Source organism: Sphingomonas pituitosa NBRC 102491, from assembly GCF_001598435.1.
GTDB classification, from domain to species: Bacteria; Pseudomonadota; Alphaproteobacteria; order Sphingomonadales; family Sphingomonadaceae; genus Sphingomonas; species Sphingomonas pituitosa.
Genome location: NZ_BCYY01000003.1, coordinates 54,834 through 79,401, shown reverse-complemented (window position 1 = coordinate 79,401; position 24,568 = coordinate 54,834). Strand labels below are relative to the sequence as shown.

23 protein-coding genes are annotated in these 24,568 nt (G+C 67.9%); 14 read left to right on the top strand and 9 right to left on the bottom strand.

Annotated elements, in window-relative coordinates; genetic code table 11:
• The first annotated feature begins 21 nt into the window (after positions 1 to 21).
• Positions 22 to 888 carry an alpha/beta fold hydrolase gene (locus SPI01S_RS05190; protein WP_066719338.1) on the top strand — a complete coding sequence of 289 codons (867 nt, stop codon included), beginning with the start codon at positions 22 to 24 and terminating at the stop codon, positions 886 to 888.
• Between the two features lie 126 nt (positions 889 to 1,014).
• Entirely contained in the window at positions 1,015 to 1,431 is a 417-nt protein-coding gene (locus tag SPI01S_RS05185) for a flagellar basal body rod protein FlgC (RefSeq protein ID WP_066719227.1), read from the top strand.
• A gap of 40 nt (positions 1,432 to 1,471) precedes the next feature.
• On the opposite strand, the gene SPI01S_RS05180 is transcribed toward SPI01S_RS05185, so the two are convergent.
• On the bottom strand, positions 1,472 to 1,897 hold the full coding sequence (locus SPI01S_RS05180; RefSeq protein ID WP_066719224.1) for an organic hydroperoxide resistance protein: 426 nt from the start codon (positions 1,895 to 1,897) through the stop codon (positions 1,472 to 1,474).
• A 140-nt stretch (positions 1,898 to 2,037) separates the two neighbouring features.
• Between SPI01S_RS05180 and SPI01S_RS05175 the strand changes: the two genes are divergently transcribed.
• The 3 genes from SPI01S_RS05175 (at position 2,038) to SPI01S_RS05165 (ending at position 6,173) form a co-directional block, all read left to right on the top strand.
• On the top strand, positions 2,038 to 2,469 hold the full coding sequence (locus SPI01S_RS05175) for a MarR family winged helix-turn-helix transcriptional regulator (protein ID WP_066719221.1): 432 nt from the start codon (positions 2,038 to 2,040) through the stop codon (positions 2,467 to 2,469).
• A 259-nt stretch (positions 2,470 to 2,728) separates the two neighbouring features.
• Complete coding sequence (locus SPI01S_RS05170; protein ID WP_066719210.1) at positions 2,729 to 4,339, top strand: NAD(P)/FAD-dependent oxidoreductase; 1,611 nt, start codon at positions 2,729 to 2,731, stop codon at positions 4,337 to 4,339.
• Positions 4,340 to 4,409: 70 nt separating this feature from the next.
• Positions 4,410 to 6,173, top strand: a complete 1,764-nt coding sequence (locus tag SPI01S_RS05165) for a putative bifunctional diguanylate cyclase/phosphodiesterase (RefSeq protein ID WP_066719208.1) — start codon at positions 4,410 to 4,412, stop codon at positions 6,171 to 6,173.
• Between the two features lie 40 nt (positions 6,174 to 6,213).
• On the opposite strand, the gene SPI01S_RS05160 is transcribed toward SPI01S_RS05165, so the two are convergent.
• Complete coding sequence (locus SPI01S_RS05160) at positions 6,214 to 7,992, bottom strand: ABC transporter transmembrane domain-containing protein (RefSeq protein ID WP_066719206.1); 1,779 nt, start codon at positions 7,990 to 7,992, stop codon at positions 6,214 to 6,216.
• Between the two features lie 153 nt (positions 7,993 to 8,145).
• Here SPI01S_RS05160 and SPI01S_RS05155 point away from each other — a divergent pair, with 153 nt between their 5' ends.
• The gene (locus SPI01S_RS05155) at positions 8,146 to 9,378 is read left to right on the top strand and encodes a polyhydroxyalkanoate depolymerase (protein WP_066719203.1); all 1,233 of its coding nucleotides are present in this window, start codon (positions 8,146 to 8,148) and stop codon (positions 9,376 to 9,378) included.
• 214 nt (positions 9,379 to 9,592) lie between these two features.
• On the opposite strand, the gene SPI01S_RS05150 is transcribed toward SPI01S_RS05155, so the two are convergent.
• Complete coding sequence (locus SPI01S_RS05150; RefSeq protein WP_084253276.1) at positions 9,593 to 12,526, bottom strand: L-glutamate gamma-semialdehyde dehydrogenase; 2,934 nt, start codon at positions 12,524 to 12,526, stop codon at positions 9,593 to 9,595.
• A gap of 130 nt (positions 12,527 to 12,656) precedes the next feature.
• Between SPI01S_RS05150 and SPI01S_RS05145 the strand changes: the two genes are divergently transcribed.
• From SPI01S_RS05145 to SPI01S_RS05120, 6 genes are all read left to right on the top strand, one after another.
• Positions 12,657 to 13,115 carry a MaoC family dehydratase gene (locus tag SPI01S_RS05145; protein ID WP_373278304.1) on the top strand — a complete coding sequence of 153 codons (459 nt, stop codon included), beginning with the start codon at positions 12,657 to 12,659 and terminating at the stop codon, positions 13,113 to 13,115.
• Positions 13,116 to 13,214: 99 nt separating this feature from the next.
• A complete protein-coding gene (locus tag SPI01S_RS05140) occupies positions 13,215 to 14,390 on the top strand; it encodes an acetyl-CoA C-acyltransferase (RefSeq protein WP_066719195.1) in 1,176 nt (391 codons plus the stop codon).
• A 40-nt stretch (positions 14,391 to 14,430) separates the two neighbouring features.
• Positions 14,431 to 14,922: a DUF805 domain-containing protein gene (locus SPI01S_RS05135; RefSeq protein WP_066719184.1), complete on the top strand. Its 492-nt coding sequence runs from the start codon at positions 14,431 to 14,433 to the stop codon at positions 14,920 to 14,922.
• 115 nt (positions 14,923 to 15,037) lie between these two features.
• The gene (locus SPI01S_RS05130; protein ID WP_066719181.1) at positions 15,038 to 15,988 is read left to right on the top strand and encodes a glucokinase; all 951 of its coding nucleotides are present in this window, start codon (positions 15,038 to 15,040) and stop codon (positions 15,986 to 15,988) included.
• Between the two features lie 46 nt (positions 15,989 to 16,034).
• A complete protein-coding gene (locus tag SPI01S_RS05125) occupies positions 16,035 to 16,514 on the top strand; it encodes a pyridoxamine 5'-phosphate oxidase family protein (protein ID WP_066719177.1) in 480 nt (159 codons plus the stop codon).
• Between the two features lie 67 nt (positions 16,515 to 16,581).
• The gene (locus SPI01S_RS05120; RefSeq protein WP_066719175.1) at positions 16,582 to 16,950 is read left to right on the top strand and encodes a YkvA family protein; all 369 of its coding nucleotides are present in this window, start codon (positions 16,582 to 16,584) and stop codon (positions 16,948 to 16,950) included.
• A 77-nt stretch (positions 16,951 to 17,027) separates the two neighbouring features.
• Here SPI01S_RS05120 and SPI01S_RS05115 read toward each other — a convergent pair whose 3' ends face one another.
• The gene (locus SPI01S_RS05115) at positions 17,028 to 17,417 is read right to left on the bottom strand and encodes a winged helix-turn-helix transcriptional regulator (protein WP_066719172.1); all 390 of its coding nucleotides are present in this window, start codon (positions 17,415 to 17,417) and stop codon (positions 17,028 to 17,030) included.
• 91 nt (positions 17,418 to 17,508) lie between these two features.
• Between SPI01S_RS05115 and SPI01S_RS05110 the strand changes: the two genes are divergently transcribed.
• Positions 17,509 to 18,357: an NAD(P)H-binding protein gene (locus SPI01S_RS05110; RefSeq protein WP_066719169.1), complete on the top strand. Its 849-nt coding sequence runs from the start codon at positions 17,509 to 17,511 to the stop codon at positions 18,355 to 18,357.
• A 124-nt stretch (positions 18,358 to 18,481) separates the two neighbouring features.
• On the opposite strand, the gene purL is transcribed toward SPI01S_RS05110, so the two are convergent.
• On the bottom strand, positions 18,482 to 20,698 hold the full coding sequence (gene purL / locus SPI01S_RS05105) for a phosphoribosylformylglycinamidine synthase subunit PurL (RefSeq protein ID WP_066719167.1): 2,217 nt from the start codon (positions 20,696 to 20,698) through the stop codon (positions 18,482 to 18,484).
• A 98-nt stretch (positions 20,699 to 20,796) separates the two neighbouring features.
• On the opposite strand from purL, the gene SPI01S_RS05100 reads away from it, so the two are divergent.
• Positions 20,797 to 21,171: a PAS domain-containing protein gene (locus tag SPI01S_RS05100; protein ID WP_066719163.1), complete on the top strand. Its 375-nt coding sequence runs from the start codon at positions 20,797 to 20,799 to the stop codon at positions 21,169 to 21,171.
• Between the two features lie 5 nt (positions 21,172 to 21,176).
• Here the strand turns inward: SPI01S_RS05100 and SPI01S_RS05095 are convergent, their stop codons facing one another.
• The 4 genes from SPI01S_RS05095 to SPI01S_RS05080 all read right to left on the bottom strand — a co-directional run bounded on the left by SPI01S_RS05095 (position 21,177) and on the right by SPI01S_RS05080 (position 24,540).
• Positions 21,177 to 21,878, bottom strand: a complete 702-nt coding sequence (locus SPI01S_RS05095; RefSeq protein WP_066719159.1) for an LrgB family protein — start codon at positions 21,876 to 21,878, stop codon at positions 21,177 to 21,179.
• A complete protein-coding gene (locus SPI01S_RS05090) occupies positions 21,875 to 22,225 on the bottom strand; it encodes a CidA/LrgA family protein (RefSeq protein ID WP_066719156.1) in 351 nt (116 codons plus the stop codon). The genes SPI01S_RS05095 and SPI01S_RS05090 overlap by 4 nt, the downstream gene beginning before the upstream one ends.
• A 122-nt stretch (positions 22,226 to 22,347) precedes the next feature.
• Complete coding sequence (locus SPI01S_RS05085; protein WP_066719148.1) at positions 22,348 to 23,514, bottom strand: mechanosensitive ion channel family protein; 1,167 nt, start codon at positions 23,512 to 23,514, stop codon at positions 22,348 to 22,350.
• 9 nt (positions 23,515 to 23,523) lie between these two features.
• Positions 23,524 to 24,540, bottom strand: coding sequence for a DNA topoisomerase IB (locus SPI01S_RS05080; protein WP_066719145.1), 1,017 nt, complete (start codon positions 24,538 to 24,540; stop codon positions 23,524 to 23,526).
• Positions 24,541 to 24,568 lie beyond the last annotated feature (28 nt).

Genomic DNA, 24,568 nt, shown 5'->3' with positions numbered 1-24,568 from the left:
TTGGCGCCGGCGGCGCAGGCGATGCCGCAGGACCAGGCCGCGCATGGAGCTGCGGGCGGCGCGACGCTCACGCTCAAGGACGGCACGTCGATTTTCTACAAGGACTGGGGCCCCAAGACCGCCCAGCCGATCGTGTTCCACCATGGCTGGCCGCTGAGCGCGGACGACTGGGACGCGCAGATGCTGTATTTCCTGGCCAAGGGCTACCGGGTGATCGCGCACGACCGCCGTGGCCATGGTCGCTCGACCCAGACCGATGCCGGCAACGACATGGCGACCTATGCGTCGGACGTGCTCGAGCTGGCCGAGGCGCTGGACCTGAAGAATGCCGTGCACATCGGCCATTCGACCGGCGGCGGCGAGGTTGCGGCCTATGTCGCGCGGTCGAAGCCGGGTCGGGTCGCCAAGGCGGTACTGGTCGGCGCGATCCCGCCGCTGATGCTCAAGACCGCGAACAACCCCGGCGGCCTGCCGATCGAAGTGTTCGACGGCTTCCGCGCGGCGCTCGCCGCCAACCGCGCGCAATTCTATCTCGATGTGCCGAGCGGGCCGTTCTACGGCTTCAACCGGCCGGGCGCGAAGGTCTCGCCGGGCGTGATCCAGAATTGGTGGCGCGAGGGCATGATCGGCGGCGCCAAGGCGCAGTATGACTGCATCAAGGCGTTCTCGGAAACCGACCAGACCGACGATCTGAAGAAGATCCAGGTGCCGGTGCTGTTCCTGCACGGCGACGACGACCAGATCGTGCCGATCGCCGATTCCGCGATGCTGGCGGTGAAGCTGGTCAAGAAGGGCGAGCTGAAGGTCTACAAGGGCTTCCCGCACGGCATGCTGACCACGCATGCCGAGGTGCTGAACCCCGATCTGCTGGCGTTCATCCGCAAGTGATCCACTGAAAGGGCCGCGCCTGTCACAACGCCGGCGCGGCCCTTTCCTTGCTTGGTGCGCGGTTAAGCATGTTCCGCAACCACTCGTTTACACCCGGCTGCGACACTGGCGCATCGGAGTAGCGCCATGATCGCCACCAACATCGCCCTTACGGGGGTTCAGGCCAGCGTCGCGCGCATCAATGTCAGCGCGCAGAACGTCGCCAACGTCAATACGACCGGCGAGACCGCAAAGGCGGTCACGGCGGCGACCGCGATCGGCAAGACGGTCAACCATGCCTATCAGCCGATCGCGCTGTACCAGGCGGCGGCCGCCTCGGGTGGCGTCAATGCCAAGCCGGTGCCGGCGGTGCCGGGCACGGGGCCGCGCTACGATCCGGAATCGCAGGATGCCGACGAGGACGGGAACATCGAGGCGCCCGACGTCGATTTCGCGAGCGAGGATGTCGAGCAGCGCAAGGCGCTGTTCTCGTTCCGCGCGAACCTGTCGGTGATCAAGGCCGACGACCAGATGATGGGTTCGCTGCTGGACATGCGCGTATAAGCGTACGGCCCTCTCCCCGAAGGGAGAGGGCGTGCGAGCGTCAGGCCAGGGTCAGGCCGACATTCACATTGCCGCGGGTGGCGTTCGAGTAGGGGCAGACCTGGTGTGCGGCGTCGACCAGCTTCTGCGCTTCCTCGCGGTCCATGCCGGGCAGGTCGACCAGCAGATCGGCGGTGATGCCGAAGCCGCCTTCCGAACGCGGGCCGATGCCCACCGTCGCGGTGACCGTCACATCGGCCGGGACCTTGATCTTCATGCCGGCGCCGACCGCCTTGAGCGCGCCGATGAAGCACGCCGAATAGCCCGCCGCGAACAGCTGCTCCGGATTGGTGCCGTCGCCGCCGGCGCCGCCCAGTTCCTTCGGCGTCGACAGCTTCACTGCCAGCACGCCGTCCTCCGAACGTGCGCTGCCGTCGCGGCCGCCGGTTGCAGTTGCCTTGGTGGTGTACTTCACATCGACCCACATCGGGTGTCTCCTTTCAGTGCTGCGATAATCGTTATCGCGATAAATAGTAGATAGGCGAGGCTGCGCCCCTTGTCCAGTGGATTCGTTATCGCGATATAAGATTTGTCCCGCCGCAGTCCGGCGGAGAGGAGTTTCTGCCCATGCCTGCCCCGCTTCCGCTCGACGGCCAGCTCTGCTTTTCGCTCTACAGCGCGAGCATGGCGATCACGCGCGTCTACAAGCCGATCCTCGATCGGCTGGGGATCACCTATCCGCAATATCTGGTGCTCCACGCGCTGTGGGAGAAGGACGGCCGCACGGTGGGCGCAATCGGCGAGCGGCTGGCGCTCGAATCGAGCACGATCACGCCGCTGGTGAAGCGGCTGGAGGCGGCCGGCATGCTCGCCCGCAAGCGCAACCCCGAGGACGAGCGGCAGGTGCAGGTGTTCCTCACCGACCAGGGTCGCACGATCCGCGAGGAATGCGGCTGCCTGGGCGAGGCGGTGCTGGAGAAGACCGACCTGACGCTCGAGCGGCTGGCAACCCTCAACCGCGAGGCGCAGGCGCTGCGCGACTCGCTGGCGCGCGCCTGACCCTCCGCACCAATCCCGGTTTGCCGTGTGACGGGCTGACGCTAATACCGCTTCGCGTTGCGCGGGACTCGCTCTCCACGTCGTCATCCCGGCGAAAGCCGGATCCATTCGCCGCTCGGCCGCAGATAATGCCGAGATGGAGACCCCAATGGATCCCGGCTTTCGCCGGGATGACGGGCGGGGTTACGGGTTTCCATCGACGCAGCCTAGTATAAGGGGGCATCTTTGCCCCCCCCAATCTGCTGGAACCCGAGTTTCGATGCTGCGCCTGTCCGGACTTTCCCTGCCCCTCGACCATCCCGCCGATGCGCTCGCGCCTGCGATCGCGGCGCGGCTGGGCGTGGCACCGGCGGACGTGCGCGGCTTCACCGTGTTCAAGCGCGGCAACGACGCCCGGCGGCGGAGCGCGATCCTGCTGGTCTATACTGTCGATGTCGATCTGGCGGACAAGGCGGAGGTGCTGGCGCGGTTCGCCGGCGACAAGGACGTGCGGGCGACGCCCGACATGGCCTACCGCCCGCCGGTCCATGCGCCCGAGGGCTGGAACGGCCTGCGCCCGGTGGTGATCGGCGCGGGGCCGTGCGGGCTGTTCGCCGGGCTGATCCTCGCGCAGATGGGCTTCCGCCCGATCATCCTCGATCGCGGCAAGATCGTGCGCGAGCGGACCAAGGATACCTGGGGCCTGTGGCGCCGCTCCGAGCTCAACCCGGATTCAAACGTGCAGTTCGGCGAGGGCGGGGCGGGGACCTTCTCCGACGGCAAGCTCTATTGCCGGGTGAAGGATCCGCGCTTCCTGGGCCGCAAGGTGCTGGAGGAGTTCGTCAAGGCCGGCGCGCCCGACGACATATTGTGGCAGGCGCATCCGCATATCGGCACCTTCCGGCTCGTCACCATGGTGGAGAGCATGCGCCGCACCATCGAGGAACTGGGCGGCGAATATCGCTGGCAGACCCGCGTCGATGCGATCGAGCTCGATGGCGAGCGCAAGATGCGCGGCCTGCACCTCCACGACGGCAGCTTCCTCGAGGCCGACCATGTCGTGCTCGCGGTCGGTCACAGCGCGCGGCCGACCTTCGAGATGCTGCATCGCATGGGCGTGCATCTGGAGGCCAAGCCCTTTTCGATCGGCGTGCGGATCGAACATCCGCAAAGCTGGATCGACCAGGCACGCTTCGGCAACTGCGCCAAGCATCCGGACCTGGGCGCGGCGGCCTATGCGCTGTCGCACCACTGCGCCAATGGCCGCACCGTCTACAGCTTCTGCATGTGCCCGGGCGGCCGCGTGGTGGCGGCGACCTCCGAGGAGGGCCGTGTGGTCACGAACGGCATGAGCCAATATTCGCGCGCCGAGTTCAACGCCAATTCGGGGCTGGTCGTGGCGATCGATCCGGCGCGGGACTATCCGGACGGGCCGCTCGCCGGGCTCGACCTCCAGCGCAAATGGGAGGATGCGGCCTATATCGCCGGAGGCTCCAACTACAACGCGCCGGCCCAGCTCGTCGGCGACCTGCTTGCCGGGCGACCCTCGACCGCGCTGGGGCAGGTGGTGCCGAGCTACAAGCCGGGCGTGACGCCCACCGACCTGTCGGCCTGCCTGCCGGACTTCGTGATCGAGGCGTTTCGCGAGGCGCTGCCGGTGTTCGGCCGCCAGATCGCCCGCTACGATCACCCCGAGGCGGTGATGACCGGCGTGGAGACGCGCACCTCCTCGCCGCTGCGGATCACCCGCGGGGCGGATCTGCAGAGCCTCAACACGCCCCGGCTGTTCCCGGCGGGCGAGGGCGCGGGCTATGCCGGCGGCATCCTTTCCGCCGCGATCGACGGCATCAAGGTTGCCGAGGCCGTAGCCAGGAGCATGACCGAGGGCTGACCTTAACATTCTGAGGTCGGACGAAATCGTAACCCTTCGCCGCTATAATGATGGGCGAAAGGGAACGATTGTGCAGAATTATCGCGAAGCCGCGCGGCTGGACGCGCTGCATCAGCTCAAGCTGCTTGACACGCCCCCGAGCGCGCATTTCGATCGCATTACCCGCATGGCGGCACAGATTTTCGGCCTGCCGGTCGCAGCGGTCTCGCTGACCGACAGGGATCGGCAATGGTTCAAGTCGCGCGTCGGCATCGATCATTGCAGCATCCCGCGCGAAAAGGCGCCCTGTGCGGAAGTGGCGGAACTGCGCGGCGTGGTGGTGATCGAGGACTTCGCTACCCATCCTTGCTATGCCGACAGCCTGCTCGCCCACAACGGTACCCGCTTCTACGCGGGGGCACCGCTGGTCACCAGCGACGGCTATGGCCTGGGCGCGCTGTGTGTGCTGGGTACCGAGCCCCGCGTCGCAACCGCGGACGAACTGGCGGCCTTGGGCGATCTCGCCGCGATGGTGATGGCGCAGATCGAACTGCAGCACGCCTTCGGCCGCATCGACCCGATCAGCGGCCTGCCGACGCGCGCGCAGTTCCGCGACGACCTCGCCGATCTGGCCCGCGATCATCCGGGCCAGTCCCGCATTGCCGTGGTCGCCGATCTGGCGCGGGACGACCAGATCGCGAAGATCGTCGGCGTGGTGGGCGCCGGCCGGCTGGACGAGATGGTCCGCGAGGCATCGCGCGCGATCCAGGGCGCGCTCGGCGCGGACCGCACCGCCTATCATGTCGGCACCACCCAGTTCGCCTTCTTCTCGCCGCCCGACATCGACGTGCAGGCCTATGTCGATGTGCTCGAACAGGGCTTTGCGGCGATTCGCGCGACCTCCAGCGCGCGCTTCGTGACGAGCGTGGCGATTGGCCTCCGCCCGTTCCGGCTGGGCGAGGTGTCGCCGGAGGACGTGCTGCGCGGCGCGGCAAGCGCGGCCCAGGATGCACGACGCAACGACGGGGCGATCGCCGTCTATTCCCCTGCGCGCGACAGCGAGATGCGGCGGCGCTACGACCTGCTGCAGGATTTCGGCGCGGCGCTCGAAGCGGGCGACCAGCTGCGGCTCGTGTACCAGCCGCGCGTCGATCTGGGCTCGGGGCGCTGCGTCGGTGCGGAAACGCTGCTGCGCTGGCGGCACCCGGCGCTGGGCGAGGTGTCGCCCGCCGAATTCATTCCGATCATCGAGCAGACGGCGCTGGCGCGCCCTGTCACCCAATGGGTGCTGGAGCATGCGCTCGATCAGCTTGCCGCCTGGCAGCCCGCGGGGCTGAACCTGACGCTGTCGATCAACATCTCCGCTGCCAATCTGATGGAGACCGATCTCATCCAGCGCATCCAGCTGGCGCTGCTGGCGCGGCAGCTCCGCGCCGAGCAGCTGGAGATCGAGCTTACCGAAAGCGCGATGATGGCGCAGCCGGAAAAGGCGCTGGCGATGCTCCGCGAGCTTTCCGCCGCGGGCATCGCGCTGGCGATCGACGATTTCGGCACCGGCCACAGCAGCCTCGCCTATCTGCAGCAGGTGCCTGCGCATGTGGTGAAGATCGACCAGGCCTTTGTGCGGGAGCTGAGCGGGGCCTGGGGCGCCGATTATGTGCTGGTGGAGACCATGGTCGGCCTGATCCACAAGCTCGGCCGCCGTGTGGTGGTGGAAGGCGTGGAAACCGAGGCCGCCGCCACCCTCCTCGCCGGCATGGGGTGCGAGGAGGCGCAGGGCTATTGGTTCGCCCGGCCGCTGGAGCCGGGTGCATTCGTCGAATGGATCGCGGCGCGAAAGGCGCTGGCCGCCTGAGTCTTTCCTCCCGTCCCACGCGGTGGGAGGACAGACGCGATCAGGCGCTTTCGCTGAACTGCAGCGCCGCCAGCCGGGCATAGAGGCCGCCCTTGGCGACCAGCTCGGCATGCGTCCCCGTTTCGACGATCCTGCCCGCTTCCATCACGATGATCCGCTCGGCCGCGCGGACGGTGGCGAGGCGGTGGGCGATCACCAGCGTGGTGCGACCCTGCATCAGATGCTCGAGCGCATCCTGCACCAGCTTCTCGCTCTCGGCGTCGAGCGCGCTGGTCGCTTCGTCGAGCAGCAGGATCGGCGCGTCGCGGAGCAGTGCGCGCGCGATGGCGAGCCGCTGGCGCTGCCCGCCCGAAAGGCGTGCGCCGCCTTCGCCGAGAAAGGTGTCGAGCCCCTCCGGCAGCGCGCGCAGGAATTCGGCGGCGTTGGCGGCCTCGGCCGCGGCCCAGATCGCGTCGTCGCTCGCCTCCCAGGCGCCGTAGCGCAGATTGTCGCGGGCGCTGGCGCCGAAGATCACCGTTTCCTGCGGCACCATCGCCATGCGGGCGCGGACCTCCGCCGGATCGGCCCGGGGGATGGCGACGCCGTCGATGCGGATCTCTCCCGCCTCGGGATCATAGAAGCGCTGGAGCAACTGGAAGAGCGTCGACTTGCCGGCACCCGAGGGGCCGACCACGGCAACCGTCTCGCCGGGCGCCACGAACAGCGAGAAGTCCTGCAGCGCGGATACTTCCGGGCGCGTCGGATAGCGGAAGGTGACGGCATCGAACGCGATTGCGCCTTCGGCGGGGCTGGGCAGCGCTACCGGGTTGGCGGGTGCTGCGATGTCGGGCTCCTGCTGGAGCAGCTCGGCAAGGCGGCTGGCGGCGCCCGAGGCGCGCAGCAGGTCGCCGTACACCTCCGTCAGCGCGCCGAACGACCCGGTGACGAGGCCGGCGGTGATCACGAAGGCGGTGATCGCGCCGCCGCTGATCTGCCCGGCGGCGACGCCGGACACCGCATCCCACATGATCAGCGTGATTGCGGTGAAGAGCAGGCCGATCACCAGCGCCGTCATCACCGCGCGCAGGGCGAAGCGCTTCTGCGCGGCGGCGAAGCTGCGGACCACCGCGTCCCGGAAGCGCTGGCCCTCGCGCCGTTCCTGCCCGAAGGCCTGGACGATTCGCATCGCACCCAGCGTCTCCGAGGCGATCGCGCCGATATCCGCGACGCGGTCCTGGCTGTTGCGCGAATATTGCCGCACGCGCCCGCCCAGCCAGACGATCGGCAGCACGGTGAGCGGCATCCCCACGATCAGATAGGCGGCGATCTTGGGCGCCAGCACGAACAGGTAGATGACGCCGCCGATGCCGGTCAGCAGATTGCGCAGCGCGATCGAGACGGTCGAGCCCACCACCTGCTCGACCAGCGCGGTATCCGAGGTGAGTCGCGAGGCGATCTCCGAGGGGCGGTTTTCCTCGAACCATTTCGGCGGCAGGCGCAGCAGGTTGCGGTGCACGGCGATGCGCAGGTCCGCCACCGTCCGCTCCGCCACCCAGGAAATGAAGAAGAACCGGATCGCCGTCGCGACCGACAGCACGAGGATGACCGCCAGCAGGCCTTCGAAATAGACGCCGATCCGGCTGGTATCGACGCCCTTGGCGAAGCCGTTGTCGACGATCTTCTGGAACGTCCGCGGTATCCACAGCGTCGCCAGCGACGACGTGACCAGCGCGATGGACGCGATGACGATCTGCAGTGGATAGCGGCGGGTGAACTGCCAGATGACGAGCAGGCTGCTGAGCTTGCGGCGCGGCGCCGGCGGCGGGGTCGTGTCGGCCATGGCAACGCGCGTAGCGCGGTTCGCGGGGCAGGGGAACTACCTCCGGATGTCTCTGTTCCGTATAGCTGCGACGTTGCGGCGCACAACGCCCCCGTCTATATGAGTGGTAAGACAACCCCCGCTGCAGGGATCGGGGCACGGGGAAGGAATTTTATGCTGTACGACGCTTACGAATTCCAACGTTCTATGCTGGCCGGGGCGAGTGCTCTGGCCAATTTCGGTGCGGGCTTGCTCAACAATCCTGCCAACCCCTTCGCCTATTTCGGCGGCGGTCCGGTGATGGCCTCGGCGCTGGAAGTGTTCGCGCACGCCTCCGCGCCGCGCGGCAAGCCCGATTTCGGGCTCGATTTCACCGAGATCGACGGCCGCCAGGTGGCGGTGCGCGAGGAAATCGTGCTGCGCAAGCCGTTCGGCCAGCTCAAGCGCTTCGTGCGCCAGGGTGTCGAAGGCGGGCCGAAGCTGCTGATCGTCGCGCCGATGTCCGGCCATTATGCCACGCTGCTGCGCGGCACGGTGCAGCGGATGCTGCCGGTGGCGGACGTGTACATCACCGACTGGCGCGACGCGAAGCTGGTGCCGACCAGCGAGGGCCGCTTCGACCTCGACGATTATGTCGATTACATCATCGACTTCCTGGCGCATATCGGCGCCGAAGGTACTGCCCGCCCGCACATGCTGGCGGTGTGCCAGCCCTCGGTGCCCTGCTACGCCGCCGCCGCGGTGATGAGCGCGGACCAGCATCCGAACCGTCCGGCGACGCTCACCATGATGGGCGGCCCGATCGACACGCGCGAGGCGCCGACCGCGGTCAACACGCTGGCGACGGAACGGCCGTTCAGCTGGTTCGAGAACAATGTGATCGCCACCGTGCCGCGCACCTATTCGGGTTCGGGGCGTCGCGTATATCCGGGCTTCCTCCAACTCGCCGGCTTCATGACGATGAACCTCGGCAACCACCTCATCTCGCATTGGGAGATGTTCAAGCATCTCGTCCAGGGGGATGACGAGAGCGCCGATGCGACGATGAAGTTCTACGAGGAGTATCGCTCGGTCTGCGACATGACCGCCGAATTCTACCTCCAGACGATCGACGTGGTGTTCCAGACGCATGCGCTGCCCAAGGGCGAGATGCTGCATCGTGGCCGCCGGGTCGATCCGGCTGCGATCAAGGATATCGGCATCCTCGCGATCGAAGGGGAGCGCGACGACATCTCGGGCATCGGCCAGACCAAGGCCGCGCTGACCATCGCGACCGAACTGCCGGAAGCGTTCAAGCAGTACCATCTCGCCGAGGGTGTCGGCCATTACGGCATCTTCAACGGATCGAAGTGGCGCAACCGCATCGCGCCGGTCGTCGAGCAGTGGATGGCCACGCACGGCGGGTGACCTGCCGCCCCTTTTCCGTGTGAGAAGGGGCATCCCACCATCATCACCAACCGACAACGTCATCCCCGCGAAGGCGGGGATCGATTGGGGTCGCCATTTCCGCTCCATCTGCGAGTGTGCAGGCTGATGGATTCCCGCCTTCGCGGGAATGACGATCGGTGCTTGAAACGCTCCGCCTCCATCCTCCCGTCGCAGGAGGATGGAGGCCGCGCCCTCACATCCCGCCTTCGTCCAGGCTGAGCAGCGTCGCATTGCCGCCGGCGCTGGTGGTATCCACCGACACCGCCCGCTCCGCGCAGAAGCGGTGCAGATAGTGCGGTCCGCCGGCCTTGGGCCCGGTGCCCGACAGGCCCTCGCCGCCGAACGGCTGCGAGCCCACCACCGCGCCGATCATCGAGCGGTTGATATACAGATTGCCCACCCGCGCCTCCGCCTCGACCAGCTCGGCCGAGCGGGCGATGCGGCTGTGCAGGCCCATCGTCAGGCCGAAGCCCTTGGCGTTGACCCGCGCCACCGTCTCGGCGAGCGTGCCCGCCTTCCAGGTGGCGACGTGGAGGATCGGGCCGAACCATTCGCGGGACAGATCCTCGGGGCGATCGATGCGGATCATCGTCGGCGGCACGAACAGGCCGGTGGCGGGCACCGGCACGGTCTTGATCCACTGCGCCTTGACGCTGTCACGATAGGCCATCAGCTTGTCATAGGCGGCCTGGTCGATCACCGGGCCGACATCGGTGCGCGGGTCCGCCGGATCGCCAAGGATCAGCAGCTCCATCGCGCCGCGCAGCATCTCGATCACGCCCTCGGCGATCTCCTCCTGGAGCAGCAGCAGGCGCAGCGCCGAGCAGCGCTGGCCGGCCGAGCGGAACGCCGAGGTCAGCACGTCGGCCACCACCTGTTCGGGCAGCGCGGTCGAATCGACGATCATCGCGTTGATGCCGCCGGTTTCGGCGATCAGCGGTACCAGCGGGCGGTCCTCGCCTTCGAGCAGCGCGGCGGCGATCTTCTTGGCGGTGGGGGTGGAGCCGGTGAAGGCGACGCCGGCGATGCGCGGATCGGACGTGAGCGCGGCGCCCACTTCGGGTCCGCCGGTCACCAGCACCAGCGCATCCTCCGGCACGCCGGCCTGATGGGCGAGGCGCACGGCGGCGCGGGCGATCTCGGGCGTCTGTGGGGCGGGCTTGGCGACGACGGCGTTACCGGCAACCAGCGCGGCCGCGGTCTGGCCGAGGAAGATCGCCAGCGGGAAGTTCCACGGCGCGATCGTCGCCCAGACGCCGCGGCCTTCCATGCGCAGCTCGTTGCGCTCGCCCGTCGGCCCGGGAAGGGTGATCGGGGCGAGCCCGGTGCGGGCCTGGAGCGCGTAGTAGCGGCAGAAATCGGCTGCCTCGCGCACTTCGCCGAGCGCGTCGGGGATCGTCTTGAAGGCTTCCTTCACCGCCAGCGCCATCAGCTCGACGCGGTTCTCCTCGAGCAGATCGGCGAGGCGTTCGAGGATCGCGGCGCGGGTGGCGAGCGGGGTGGCGGCCCAGCCGGGGAAGGCGGCCGAGGCGCGATCGATGGCCGCGCGCACGTCGACCGGTGCGGTCGCACCGGCGGCGGGCAGGGGCTTTGCCGCGATCGCCATCGCGGTATCCGCAAGGATCGTGCGTTCGGCGAGATCGATCCCGCCCGAATTCTTCCATGCGCCGAACAATTCGACCGGCAGCGGGATGCTCGGGTGGCGGGTGCCGCCCACCGCCGCGATCTTCTCGACCGGATCGGCGAGCAGTTCGGCTTCGCTGAGCTGCTCGTCGGCGAGCTGGTGGACGAAGCTCGAGTTCGCGCCATTCTCCAGCAGGCGGCGGACGAGGTACGCCAGCAGGTCACGGTGGCCGCCGACCGGCGCGTAGATGCGGCAGTGATGGCCCTGTTCGTTCACCAGCCGCTCGTACAGCCCTTCGCCCATGCCGTGCAGGCGCTGGAACTCGAAGTCGCGGGCATCGCCGGCCCAGTCGAGGATGGTGGCGACGGTCAGCGCGTTATGGCTGGCAAAGGCCGGCACGATGTTCTTCGCCGCGAGCATGTCGCGCGCGCAGGCGAGGTAGGACACGTCGGTCGCCGCCTTGCGGGTGAACAGGGGGTAGTCGGACAGGCCTTCCACCTGGGTGCGCTTGATCTCGCTGTCCCAATAGGCGCCCTTGACCAGCCGGACGTGCATCGGCCGGCCGAGATCGTCGGCCCAGCCGATCACCGCGCGGGCGCGCTTGCCGTACGCCTGCACCGCCATGCCGAAGCCGTTCCAGCCGCGCAGTTCGGGCCGGCGCGCTACCGAGCCGATGATGTCGAGGCTCATTTCCAGCCGCTCGCTCTCCTCGGCGTCGACGGTGAGCGGGATGCCCTGCGCCGCCGATTCCGAGGCGAGCTGCGCCAGCATGTCGGTGAGCTCGGGCACGCAGCGGTCATATTGCGCGACTTCGTAGCGGGGGTGGAGCGCGGAGAGCTTCACCGAGATCGAATGGCCCGCCTTGGGATCGCGGCCGACCGCGCGGATCGCCTCGAAATAGGCCTGGAAATAGCGCTCGGCATCGGCCTTGGTCCGCGCCGCCTCGCCCAGCATGTCGAAGCTGGCGGTGAAGCCCTTGTTCTCGGGCTTCTTCATGCGCTTCGAGGCTTCGTCGATGGTGCGGCCCATCACGAACACTTCGCCCATCCGCTTCATCGCGGCGCCCACTGCCTGGCGGACGAACGGCTCGCCGGCGCGCGAGATAAGACGGCGCAGCGCCCCGGTCTTCTCGTCGCCGACCAGCGCGCGGCCGAGCATCAGGCCCCAGGTCGCCGAGTTGACCAGCACCGAGTTCGACTTGCCCGAATGCGCCTTCCAGTCGGCATCGCCGAGCTTGTCGGCGATCAGCAGGTCGGCGGTCTCGGGATCGGGCACGCGCAGGAACGCCTCGGCCAGGCTGAGCAGGGCGACGCCCTCGGACGAGTTCAGCCGGTACTCCTGCAGGAACTGGTTCACCCAGCCGCGATTCTGTGCCGCCCGCAGGTCCGCCAGCAGCGCGAGGGCATGATCCATCACCCGTTCGCGCGAATCGGGGGTGAGTCGCGCCCGTTCCAGAAGCGGTTTTAGAACATCGGGTTCGGCCGCGCGGTGCAGTTTGGCCATCATTTCGCGGTGGTGTGACGGTACGGCAGTCGGCATTTTCCAGTTTCCGGTCGGCTAAAGCTTGCAGGGAGGCCGGTGGCCCCCTTAGATATGGCGAGCCTATGAAAGATAATTACGCGAGAGGATAGTCTTGGCAGCGTCCGTCACCCCGCAGGAGATGGCCGAACGGGTCGGCGTCGAGCATGTCTCGGACTGGGTGGAGGTCACCCAGGCGATGATCGACCAGTTCGCGGAAGCGACGGGCGATCACCAGTTCATCCATGTCGATCCGGTGCGCGCGGCCGAGACGCCGTTCGGCGGCACGATCGCGCATGGCTTCCTCTCGCTCTCGCTGATGCCGATGCTGGCCGCGCGCACCGATGCGCCGGCCATCGCAGGCGGGCGGATGGGCGTAAACTATGGGGGGAACAAGGTCCGGTTCCTCACGCCGGTCCGCTCGGGCAAGCGGGTGCGCGGGCGGTTCACCCTCAAGAAGTTCGTCGAGCGGCAGCCCGGCGTCTGGGAGCAGGTGCAGGAATATCGGCTCGAGATCGAAGGCGAGGAAAAGCCGGCGGTGATCGCCGAGTGGATCGCGCTGGTATATGTCTAGGCTCGGCCGTCATGCCAGCGCACGCTGGCATCTCGTCGAGGGGAATACTGAAAGAGACCCCAGCTTTCGCTGGGGTGACGCCTTGGAGGAAAGAAGCAAATGCGCTCCGCAGTCATCGTTTCCACCGCCCGTACGGGCATCGGCCGGGCCTATCGCGGGGCGTTCAACGCCACGCCGGCGCCGACGCTGGGCGCGCACGCGATCCGCGCCGCGGTCGAGCGGGCGGGCATCGAGCCGGGCCAGGTCGACGACGTGGTGTTCGGCGCCGCGCTCCAGCAGGGCAGCCAGGCGCCCAACATCGCCCGCCTCGCGCTGATGCGCGCGGGCCTGCCGGTGGAAGTGCCGGGCATGTCGATCGATCGCCAGTGCGCCTCGGGCCTGATGGCAATCGCCACCGCCGCCAAGCAGATCGTCGTCGACAATATGGACATCACGCTGGGCGGCGGCGTGGAATCGATCAGCCTCGTCCAGACCCCGCAGATGCGCGTCGAGCCCGATCGCGAGCTGATCGCGCTGCATAACGACACCTATATGCCGATGCTCCAGACCGCCGAAGTGGTCGCCGCGCGCTACGGCATCGGCCGCGATGCGTGCGACGCCTATGCCTTCCAGTCGCAGCAGCGCACCGCCGCCGCGCAGGCCGCCGGCAAGTTCGACGACGAGATCGTCTCGGTCACCGCGACGATGAACGTCGTCAACAAGGAGACCAAGGAAGTCTCCCAGAAGGAAATCACCCTCGCCAAGGACGAGGGCAACCGCCCCGAAACCACGCTGGAAGGCCTGCAGGCGCTCCAGACGGTGCTGCCGAACGGCACCGTCACCGCCGGCAATGCGAGCCAGCTGTCCGACGGTTCCTCGGCGGCGGTGCTGATGGAGGAGAAGCTGGCGGAGCAGCGCGGCCTTACCCCGCTCGGCCGCTACATCGGCATGGCGGTGGCGGGCACCAAGCCCGACGAAATGGGCATCGGCCCGGTCTACGCCATCCCCAAGCTGCTCGAGCGCTTCAACCTGAAGATGGACGATATCGGCCTGTGGGAGCTCAACGAGGCATTCGCGGTGCAGGTGCTCTATTGCCGCGACAAGCTCGGCATTCCCAATGAGCTGCTCAACGTCAACGGCGGCGCGATCTCGATCGGTCACCCGTACGGCATGTCGGGCGCGCGGATGACCGGCCATGCGCTGATCGAAGGCAAGCGCCGCGGCGCCAAATATGTCGTCGTCACCATGTGCATCGGTGGCGGCATGGGCGCTGCGGGTCTTTTCGAGACTCTCTAAGGGGTTGACCGGAGGGTGCAGGCCGCTGCACCCTCCCGCCATGACAGCAGCCAGCTATAGCGACGGGGTGTCGCTGCGCACCGGCCTTCGTGCCATCGGCCAGAGTTTCGTGTTCCGCGGCCGCTCGACCCGCAGCGAACTGACCAGCGCGCTGATCCTGATCGCGATCGGCGAGGTGCTGCTGTTCCTCGGCTTCCACTTCTTCCATCCGCCGACCCCGCTCAACGTCACCCTGTTCTGGCGCCGCGTGGCGGTGGAAGAGGCGCTGGCGCTGGCGCTGTTCGTGCCGCTGATCGGGCTGATCGTGCGGCGGCTGCACGATGTCGGGCTGCCGGCGATCCCGGGGCTGCTGCTCGCGCTGATCGGCGTGGCCGGCGACCTGGACCGCACCCAGGTCGCGATCGGCCTGTATCCGGGCGTGCCCCTGCTGCCCACTGCGGGCCATGTCGCGCTCGCAATCCTGGCGGTCGCGCTCTACTGGTCGCCCGCAATCGGCGCGAACCGGTTCGGCATGGACCCACGAACCGCCTGAAAAATATAGGGTCTCAGCGGCAATAAACTGCGCTTAGTTGTTGCTCCGGTAACCATTGTTAGCGATACCGCCTGCGCGAGCTTCGACAAGAAGCTGCGGGGAGAGCGAGGATCTGATGGAAGAAGGCGTTGCGCTGGTTGCCGATATAGGCCGGCAATCGGTTCGCTTCGGACTGGCCGGCGGCGCCGAAGGTGCGGAGCCGCGCGACATCAAGCGCTTTTCCAACAGCGACCATCAGACCTTCACCAGTGCATTGGTGGCATATCTTGCCAGCGTCGGCCTGCGCGATGCGCGGCTGCCGAGCGTACTCGCCGTCGCAGGAGCGGTGCGCGGCGACCTGATCAACCTTACCGGCAGCCGCTGGTATATCTCGCTCGCTGGCGTGGAGGCGGTGCTGCGCCGAAAGCCCATCGCGCTGAACGAGTGCGCGGCCAATGCCCTCGCGCTCACCCGGCTGCCGACGACAGCGTTTACCGCGCTGCCCGGCGCGACCTCGCGGCCGATCTCGCCGGGCGGCAATTATGCGGTGATCGGCGTCGGAACGGGGCTCGGCGTCGCCGCGCTGATCAGTGCCGACGGGCGGCATGTGCCGGTGCAGAGCGAGGCAGGGCATATCGGCTTCGCGCCACAGAGCGGCGACGAGGAGCGGTTCGCGACCTTCTGCAGGGCGCGGGGCGGGCTGGTCGAGGTGGAGACGCTGCTCAGCGCCAACGGGCTGCTGCTCGCCTATGAGGCGCTGTCGGGCGGCAAGCGCCTGCCGGCGCCGGAGGACGTGACGCGCAATACCGGCCGCGACCCGATCGCCGCGGCAGTGGTGCGCATGTTCGTCGATCATCTCGGCGCGTTCGTCGGCGATCTGGCGCTCACCTTCGATGCGTGGGACGGCGTGTACCTTACCGGCGCCATCGCCCGTGCGCTGGAGCCGCAGCTGAAGGAGCCCGGCTTCCGCCGCCGCATGGAGGCGCGCACCGCATTCCGCCGCCAACTTTCCGAAACACCGGTAGCGCTGGTCAATCGCAGCGACCTCGAGCTGATCGGCGCGGCGGCGGCGATCCGGAACGCCTGAGCGGACCTGCACGTTACCCGGGTACATCCAACTCCGGGAGACGATCATGGCCGACACGGTCGAACTGAAGAAGCATTTCTGGTCCAAGCTGGCGGACAGCCCCTATATGATGGCCGGCCTGCAGGACGGGCAGCACAGCGAGCCGCTGACCGCGCAGCTCGACGAGGATCAGGTCGACACGATCTTCTTCTTCGTCGGCAAGGACAACCGCATGGCCAAGGGCGGCCCGGCGATGCTGCAGTTCGTATCGAAGGGGCATGATTTCTTCGCCTGCCTCTCCGGCACCGCGCGCGTCGACAACGATTTCGCCATGATCGACAAGCTGTGGAACAGCCAGGTGGAAGCCTGGTTTCCGGGCGGCAAGCAGGACCCGAACCTCGCGCTGCTCCGCGTCGACATCGACGATGCCGAGCTGTGGGAAACCGACATGTCGATCACCGGCAAGGTGAAGATGCTGTTCGGCGGCAAGATCAAGTCGGACGAGACCGGCAGCCACGCGAAGGTGGAAACCACCGCCGAGCGTTGAGCCGAGATTGACCAGCTTCGCGCGCAAGCGCGATTGACCGGGCGGCGCGGCTGCGCGATCCAGGGCCATGGGTCCATCGCTCGCACACCGCGTCCGCACCGAGGCGCATGCCGTATGGCTCGCCATCCGCGATCCGCGTACGCCGCTGGCGGCGCGGATCGTCGGCCTTCTGGTCGCGGCCTATGCGCTGTCGCCGATCGACCTGATCCCTGATTTCATCCCCGTGCTCGGCCTGGTGGACGACGCCATCCTGATCCCGCTCGGCGTGTGGCTGTTCGAGCGGCTGATTCCTGCCGAGCAGTTCGCCGAGCATCGCGCGCACGCCGAGGCGGCGAGTGACCGGCCGGTGAGCTGGGGCGGGATCGCCATCGTGCTCGGGGTTTGGGCGCTGCTGGCATGGGGCGTGTGGGGCTGGCTGGTGACGAAGTACGATTGAGCGCGTCCGCGCGGGGAGGGGCCGGTCACGGCGCGCGCCCCCGCTGCACGGCGCCGCATGCCGCCGCCTGCCGGGGGTCAGGCAGCAGCTTCCAGCGACGAAGGCATCAGCGCACCCAGATTCGCCTGGATCCATTCCACCAGATCCTCGACCTTCGCCGCCGCGTCCTGGCCCAGCGGCGTGAGGCTGTATTCCACGTGCGGCGGCACCACGGGAAAGCTCCGGCGCTCCACCAGCCGATGTGTTTCCAGCTGCTGGAGCGTCTGGGCCAGCATCCGCTCGCTGACGCCGTTCACCCGGCGGCGCAGTTCGCTGAACCGGCGGGTGCCGTCGCGCAGCGCGACGAGCACGAGCAGACCCCAGCTGCTGGTGATGCGCTTGAGCACCGTGCGCGATGGGCAGTCGGATGCGAACACGTCGCCGCGGTCCATCATCGCGGCGAGGGTGCGGGGTGGGGCTCCGGACATTTTTGATACTTACCTTGGTGTGCGTACTTACGATTCGTAAGTGGGTCGCTAGATCCCTGTCGTCAATCCACCGCAGACAAGGAAAATCCTTATGTACGCCGTTACCGGAGCCTCGGGCCAGCTTGGCCGCCTCGTTGTCGAATCGCTGCTGGCCAAGGTGACGCCCGGCGAGATCGTCGCGCTGGTCCGCAACCCTGAAAGCGTGGCGGATTTCGCCGCCAAGGGCGTCGTGGTCCGCGCGTTCGACTATGATGCGCCCGAGACGCTGGCGCCCGGCCTTGCCGGCGTGACGCGGCTGCTGCTGATCTCGGGCAATGCCGTCGGCAGCCGGGTACCCCAGCACAAGGCAGTGATCGACGCGGCCGGGCAGGCCGGCGTGGCGCTGATCGCCTATAGCAGCATCCTGCGTGCCGACCGCTCGCCGATGCAGCTGGCCGTCGAGCACAAGGCGACCGAGGACCTGCTGGCGGCAAGCGGCATCCCGGCCGCGCTGCTGCGCAACGGTTGGTACACCGAGAATTATCTGATGAGTGCGGGCCCGGCGATCGCGCACGGCGTGCTGATCGGCAGCGCGGGCGCGGGCGTGGTGTCGAGCGCAGCGCGCGCCGATTATGCCGAGGCGGCCGCAGTGGTGCTGACGCGCGGCGCGGCGGGCACGTTCGAACTCGCGGGCGACACCGGCTTCACCCACGCCGAGCTGGCAGCGGCGCTGGCCGAGGCTGCGGGCAAGCCGGTCGCGTACCAGGATATGCCGGAGGCCGAATATGCCAAGGCGCTGGAAGGTGCCGGGCTGCCTGCTCCGTTCGCGGCGATCCTGGCGGATAGCGACGCCCGCGCGGGCGAGGGCGCGCTGTTCGACGATTCGCGCACGCTGTCCGGGTTGATCGGCCGGCCGACCACGCCGTGGCGCGAGACGATCGCGGCAGGCGTGCAGGGGTGATCCGGCATGGCCCCGGTATTCCCTTGCAAGGAATACCGGGGCCATCATCGGCGCTGCCGTTCGGCCGGTGCAGCGCTGCCGGTTCGTCGTGGTCGGGGCCGGGCCGGTGCGGCCCGGCGGCCGATCAGTTGGCGTCGGCGGTGCCCATCAGCGCCGGGAAGAAGCCTTCGTGCGCGGTGCGCAGATCGTCGAGGCTGACGCAGAAGTCGCCTTCCTCCAGCTCGAAGATGATGCGGTTGGCGATGGTGCGGCCGATCGGATCGGCGGCGAGGCCGGCCTTGTCGGCGGCGACCAGGAAGTCGGCCAGCGCCTCGTCCTTCACCGTCACCACGTACAGGCCCTGGTCCTCGCCGAACCAGCTGCCGGCGACACCAAAGGGCTGGGGCTGGTCGAGGATCGCGCCGATGTTCGATGCCAGCGCCATTTCGGCGACGGCGACAGCGAGGCCGCCGTCCGACACGTCATGGCAGGCGGTGATCGCGCCGCCGGTGATCGCCGAGCGGATGAACGCGCCGGTGCGGCGCTCCATCATCAGGTCGACGGGCGGGGGCGGGCCTTCCTCGCGGCCGCAGATCTCGCGCAGCCAGATCGACTGGCCGAGATGGCCGCCGCGCTCGCCGACCGCGATGATCACGTCGCCGGTGCCCTTGAAGGCGATGGTGCAGTTCTTCTGCCAGTCCTTGAGCAGGCCGATCGCGCCGATCGCCGGGGTCGGCAGGATCGCCGAGCCGCCGCCGGTGGCTTTGCTCTCGTTGTAGAGGCTGACATTGCCCGAGACGATCGGGAAGTCGAGCGCGCGGCACGCCTCGCTCATGCCTTCGAGCGCGCCGACGATCTGGCCCATGATCTCGGGGCGCTGCGGGTTGGCGAAGTTGAGGCAGTTGGTCACCGCCAGCGGGGTCGCGCCCACTGCGGAGAGGTTGCGCCACGCTTCCGCGATCGCCTGCTTGCCGCCTTCGACCGGGTCCGCGAAGCAATAGCGCGGGGTGCAATCGGTGGTGATCGCCAGGCCCTTGTCGGTGCCGTGGACGCGGACGACCGCGGCGTCGCCGCCGGGGCGCTGCACGGTGTCGCCGCCGACCATGTGGTCATATTGCTCCCAGATCCAGCGGCGGCTGGCGATGTCCGGCGAACCCATCAGCTTGACGAGATCGGCGGCGGGATCGGTGCATTCGGGCACGTTCTGCAGCTCGGGCTGCTTGGGCGTGGGGACGTGCGGGCGATCGTAGAGCGGCGCGTCGTCGGCCAGCGGGGCGAGCGGGATGTCGCACACGACATCGCCCTTCCACTTGAGCACCATGCGGCCGGTGTCCGTCACATGGCCGATCACTGCGAAATCGAGCTCCCACTTGCGGAAGATCGCCTCGGCGAAATCCTCGCGGCCGGGCTTGAGCACCATCAGCATGCGCTCCTGGGACTCGGAGAGCATCATCTCGTACGGCGTCATGCCGGTTTCGCGCTGGGGCACGTCGTCCATGATCAGCTCGATGCCGACGCCGCCCTTGGACGCCATCTCGACGCTCGAGGAGGTGAGGCCGGCGGCGCCCATGTCCTGGATCGCGACGATCGCGTCCGAGGCCATCAGCTCGAGGCAGGCCTCGATCAGCAGCTTCTCGGTGAAGGGATCGCCGACCTGGACGGTGGGGCGCTTCTCTTCCGAATCCTCGCCGAAATCGGCCGAGGCCATGGTGGCGCCGTGGATGCCGTCGCGGCCGGTCTTGGAGCCGACATAGACGATCGAATTGCCGACGCCGGATGCTGCCGAGTAGAAGATCTTGTCGGTATCGGCGATGCCGACGGTCATCGCGTTGACCAGGATGTTGCCGTCATAGGCCGGGTGGAAGTTCACCTCGCCGCCCACCGTCGGCACGCCGACGCAATTGCCATAGCCGCCGATGCCGTGGACGACGCCGGCGATCAGGTGCTTCATCTTGGGATGGTCGGGCCGGCCGAAGCGCAGCGCATTCATGTTGGCGATCGGGCGCGCGCCCATGGTGAACACGTCGCGCAGGATGCCGCCGACGCCGGTCGCAGCACCCTGATAGGGCTCGATATACGACGGGTGGTTGTGGCTCTCCATCTTGAAGATCGCCGCCTGGCCGTCGCCGATATCGACGACGCCGGCATTCTCGCCGGGGCCGCAGATGACCTGCGGGCCGGTGGTCGGCAGCTTCTTCAGGTGGATGCGGCTGGACTTGTAGCTGCAATGCTCGGACCACATCACCGAGAAGATGCCGAGTTCGGTCAGGTTGGGCTCGCGACCGAGCGCCTTCAGGACGCGGTCATATTCTTCGGGCGACAGGCCGTGTTCGGCCACGATCTCGGGCGTGATCTGGGTCATGGGCGGACCCCTTAGCGGGGTGTTGCGCGCGCGTCACCCCGGGAGTTGCAGGGCGACAGGCAATGCTGCGTTAACACGCATCCTGCTAAGGGAGCATCATGCCTATCCTGCCTCTTTTTGGCCAAGGGCTGCACAGCGACGATGCGCTAACCCCGCTGCCGGCCGCCTGGGAATGTGACCTTGAAACCAACGCGCTGCGCTGGTCGCCGGGGGTGTATGATCTGTTCGGCTTTCCTTGCGGTGTCGCGGTAACGCGCGACGAGGCGGTGGGGATGTACACGCCGGAGTCGGCAGCCCTGCTGGAGACAGTGCGCAGCCGGGCAATCGTCGAGGCGAGCAGCTTCACCATCGACGTGACGATCCGCCGCCGCGACGGCGCGCTGCGGCGCATGCGGCTGACGGCGGACGTGGAGTGCGAGGCCGGCCGCCCGGTGCGGCTCTACGGCACCAAGCAGGATGTGACGGACGAGTAGTCTGCCTACAGCACCGCCCACAGCGTGAGCAGCAGCGCGGTCATCGCGGCGTTGAGCGCCATGCCGATGCCGGCGAAGGTACCGCCCAGCTCGGAGACCTGGAAGGCGCGGGCCATGCCGATGCCATGGGCGGAAAGGCCCGCCGCGAAGCCTCTCACGCGATAATCCTCGATCCGCAGCGCGTTGAGCAGCGGCGTGACGATCATCGCGCCGAACACGCCGGCGATCAGCACCACCACCGCCGCCAGCGCCGGGATGCCGCCGAGCTGCTGCGCCAGCGCCATCGCCACGGGCGTCGTCACCGCGCGCGGGGCGACGGTGGCGAGGATCTGCGCGCTGCCGCCGAACGCCCAGACGATGCCGGTGACGCTGACGATCGCCGTCAGCGATCCGGCGAACAGCGCGAGCAGCAGGGGGCCGGCCGCGCGGCGGACCAGCGCGCGGTTGCGCCATAGCGGCAGCGCCAGGCCCACCGTCGCCGGGCCGAGCAGGAAGCTGAGCATCGCGGTGTTCTGCGCATAGACCGGGTAGGGCGTCCGCGTCGCCAGCAGCACCGCGATCAGCACCGGCGTGGCGGTCAGCACCGGATGGCAGAGCGGATGGCGGTTGCTGCGCTTCGACAGGCGATCGGCGCCCTCGAACACCAGCAGCGTGGCCGCAAGCCAGAGCAGAGGCGTCGCCTGGAGTGTGGACCATAGCGTGTTCATGCGTCGCGCTCCTGCCGGTTCAGGGCCCAGCGGAAGACGAGCGCGGTCACCGCCGTGGTCAGCACCGTCGAGGCGAGCGTGGCGACGACGATCGCGACACCGTTCTTCGCGAGAACCGGCCCCTGCTCGATCAGGCCCACCGCCGCGGGCACGAACATCACCGAGAGATGCGCGGTCAGCCACGCCGAGACCTGCACCAGCGTCGGCCGCTCGCCCGGGCGGAGCAGCAGCCAGCCGAGCAGCAGGAACATGCCGATCACGGCGCCGGGCAGCGGCAGGCCGGTGAGCAGGTGGAGTCCCTCGCCGAGTAGCTGGCAGAGGAGCAGGGTGGCGATGGCGGCGATCATGGCCGGGTGCCATGCCATGCTTGCGCGGCGAGGTACACTGCGTCGGGCCGGGGCATGGGCTCCGGCATCGTCGCATCCGCACAGAAGCCCCGCCCGCCGCATCCCTGCGCCGGGCGTGGGGCTCAGCGCTCGCCGTCTTCCTTGTCCATCCGCACCACCGGCTGGACGTCCGGATAGGGCATGATGATCCTGCCGTCGGGGGCGGCGGTGAAGGTCGTCTGCGTGGGGTAGGGAATCGCGATGCCCTCTTCCGCCAGCTTGCGGACGATGCCGATCAGGATGCGATCCCGGGTGGGATGGCCCACGTCCCAGCTGCCGGTGTGGACCTCGGCGATCAGCTCATAGTCGATCGAGCTCGCGCCGAAGCCGGAAAAGCCGTTGCGCACCGCCGTCGCCCCATTGGCTTCGACGATTTCCTTGAAGATTTCCGGCAGCCGTTCGAGCTTCTCGGGCGGCGTCTCGTACGCCACGCCGATCTTGAACGGCAGGCGAATGCGCGTGCGATCGGTGAGGTTCTGCAGCTCCTTGTCGAGCAGCTGCCGGTTCGAGATGACATGCAGCTCGCCGTCGAACGAGCGGACGCGGGTGGATTTGAGGCCGATGCCCTCCACCGTGCCGCTGGTCTGGTCGAACTTGATGTTGTCACCGACGCGGAAGGGGCGGTCGAACAGGATCGACAGCGCCGCGATCAGATCCCCGAAGATGCCCTGCGCCGCCAGACCGATGGCGATGCCGCCGACGCCGAGGCCGGCGATCAGGCCGGTCACGTTGACGCCGAGATTGCCGAGCACCGTCACCAGCGCAATCGCGAACAGCGCGATCGAGATGAGCAGCCGGATGATGCCGACCGCGCTCGCCAGGCTCTCGCTGGGCTTGTCCCCGCGCGTACGATGTTCGATCAGGCCGAAGATCACTTCGCGGATCCAGATCGCGACCTGGAACGTCGCCGCGATGGTGAACAGGAAGGTGATCGTCTTGTCGAGCAGCGGCGGCGTCTGGGCGTAGTTCACCACCAGCCGGGTCGCCGTCATCACGATGAAGAAGTTGTTGGTGCGCGCGATCGTGCGGCCGAAGATCGTGTACCAGTTCGTATCGACACCGTCGCTGTTGCGGCACAGCCGCATGCCCCAGGAGCGCAGCGTGTGGAGCAGCAACACGATTCCCACCGCGATCCCGGTGGCGACCAGGATGCTCAGCCAGTGATCGGCGATCCACTCCGGCGTATCGCCGACAAAGGTCTTGAGCTGGGTTTCGAAATGGGTGGGCTTGGTGCGGGCGGTGATCAGCATCGGGTCTCGTCAGGCTGCCTTGGCTGGCTGTTCGGCCGGATCGGTCTCCAGAAAGACGATCAGGCCGCGTTCGTAGCGGTCGAGGTACTGTGTCGTGCGGGGCAGGCGCAACCCGGCGCGGAACAGCGCCTGCGCCGGCTTGTCGCGCGCCAGCTCGATCAGCCGCGGATGGACATAGGATTTGCGGGCAATGGCGGGGGTGTTGCCCAGCGCCTCGGTCACGGGTTCCAGCAGGGTCTTGAGGCCCACATACTCCCTGGACTGCGCCAGCGTGCGATAGGCGATCACGCTCGCGCCCCAGGTGCGGAAATGCTTGGCGCTGAACGGCGCGTCCATCGCCTCGCGGATATAGGCGTTGACGTCGCTGGAAGTGACCGGGTGCGCTTCGCCGGCATCGTCGATCCAGCGGAACAGGTTCTGGCCGGGCAGGTCCTGGCAGCGCTTGACGAAGCGGCTGAGCGACTTGTCCGACACGGTCATCACCCGCAGCTTGCCGGACTTGGCCCGGAACTGGAGCTTGAGCGCGCCGCCCTGCACCTTCACGTGGCGCTTGCGCAGCGTGGTGGCGCCGAAGCTCTTGTTCTCCTGCGCATAGGCCTCGTTGCCGACGCGGATCGAGCCGAGGTCGAGCAGCCGGATCACGGCGGCGACGGCTTTGTCCTTGCACAGCCCGCGCAGCCGCAGATCGGCTTCCACCTTGCGGCGCAGGCGCGGCAGGCGTTCGCCGAAATTGGCGCAGCGGTCGTATTTCGCCGCTTCCTGGGCCTCGCGGAAGCCGTTGTGGTAGCGATATTGCTTGCGGCCCTTCACGTCATAGCCGGTCGCCTGGATATGGCCGTTCGGATCCGGGCAGAACCAGGCATTCTCATAGGCTGGCGGCAGGCCGATGGCGTTCAGCCGGTCGATTGCGTCGCGATCGGTGATGCGGTTTCCCTCGGCATCGAAATAGCCCCAGCCGTGGCGCATCTTGCGCCGGGTGATGCCGGGGGTCTGGTCTTCGACATAGACGATGTCGGCGCTGTCCATCGCACTTCCTTGGGCTGAGTCTGGGCAA

Bases quoted from the DNA above. Each gene is read 5' to 3' on its own strand.
- SPI01S_RS05110 (WP_066719169.1), top strand. From the start codon at position 17,509: ATGTACGCCGTTACCGGAGCCTCGGGCCAGCTTGGCCGCCTCGTTGTC.
- SPI01S_RS05160 (WP_066719206.1), bottom strand. From the start codon at position 7,992: ATGGCCGACACGACCCCGCCGCCGGCGCCGCGCCGCAAGCTCAGCAGC.
- SPI01S_RS05125 (WP_066719177.1), top strand. From the start codon at position 16,035: ATGGCCGACACGGTCGAACTGAAGAAGCATTTCTGGTCCAAGCTGGCG.
- SPI01S_RS05120 (WP_066719175.1), top strand. From the start codon at position 16,582: ATGGGTCCATCGCTCGCACACCGCGTCCGCACCGAGGCGCATGCCGTA.
- SPI01S_RS05175 (WP_066719221.1), top strand. From the start codon at position 2,038: ATGCCTGCCCCGCTTCCGCTCGACGGCCAGCTCTGCTTTTCGCTCTAC.
- SPI01S_RS05185 (WP_066719227.1), top strand. From the start codon at position 1,015: ATGATCGCCACCAACATCGCCCTTACGGGGGTTCAGGCCAGCGTCGCG.
- SPI01S_RS05140 (WP_066719195.1), top strand. From the start codon at position 13,215: ATGCGCTCCGCAGTCATCGTTTCCACCGCCCGTACGGGCATCGGCCGG.
- SPI01S_RS05095 (WP_066719159.1), bottom strand. From the start codon at position 21,878: ATGAACACGCTATGGTCCACACTCCAGGCGACGCCTCTGCTCTGGCTT.
- SPI01S_RS05190 (WP_066719338.1), top strand. From the start codon at position 22: ATGCCGCAGGACCAGGCCGCGCATGGAGCTGCGGGCGGCGCGACGCTC.
- SPI01S_RS05170 (WP_066719210.1), top strand. From the start codon at position 2,729: ATGCTGCGCCTGTCCGGACTTTCCCTGCCCCTCGACCATCCCGCCGAT.
- SPI01S_RS05130 (WP_066719181.1), top strand. From the start codon at position 15,038: ATGGAAGAAGGCGTTGCGCTGGTTGCCGATATAGGCCGGCAATCGGTT.
- SPI01S_RS05155 (WP_066719203.1), top strand. From the start codon at position 8,146: ATGCTGTACGACGCTTACGAATTCCAACGTTCTATGCTGGCCGGGGCG.
- purL (WP_066719167.1), bottom strand. From the start codon at position 20,698: ATGACCCAGATCACGCCCGAGATCGTGGCCGAACACGGCCTGTCGCCC.
- SPI01S_RS05135 (WP_066719184.1), top strand. From the start codon at position 14,431: ATGACAGCAGCCAGCTATAGCGACGGGGTGTCGCTGCGCACCGGCCTT.
- SPI01S_RS05180 (WP_066719224.1), bottom strand. From the start codon at position 1,897: ATGTGGGTCGATGTGAAGTACACCACCAAGGCAACTGCAACCGGCGGC.
- SPI01S_RS05100 (WP_066719163.1), top strand. From the start codon at position 20,797: ATGCCTATCCTGCCTCTTTTTGGCCAAGGGCTGCACAGCGACGATGCG.
- SPI01S_RS05085 (WP_066719148.1), bottom strand. From the start codon at position 23,514: ATGCTGATCACCGCCCGCACCAAGCCCACCCATTTCGAAACCCAGCTC.
- SPI01S_RS05115 (WP_066719172.1), bottom strand. From the start codon at position 17,417: ATGTCCGGAGCCCCACCCCGCACCCTCGCCGCGATGATGGACCGCGGC.
- SPI01S_RS05080 (WP_066719145.1), bottom strand. From the start codon at position 24,540: ATGGACAGCGCCGACATCGTCTATGTCGAAGACCAGACCCCCGGCATC.
- SPI01S_RS05150 (WP_084253276.1), bottom strand. From the start codon at position 12,526: ATGGCCAAACTGCACCGCGCGGCCGAACCCGATGTTCTAAAACCGCTT.
- SPI01S_RS05090 (WP_066719156.1), bottom strand. From the start codon at position 22,225: ATGATCGCCGCCATCGCCACCCTGCTCCTCTGCCAGCTACTCGGCGAG.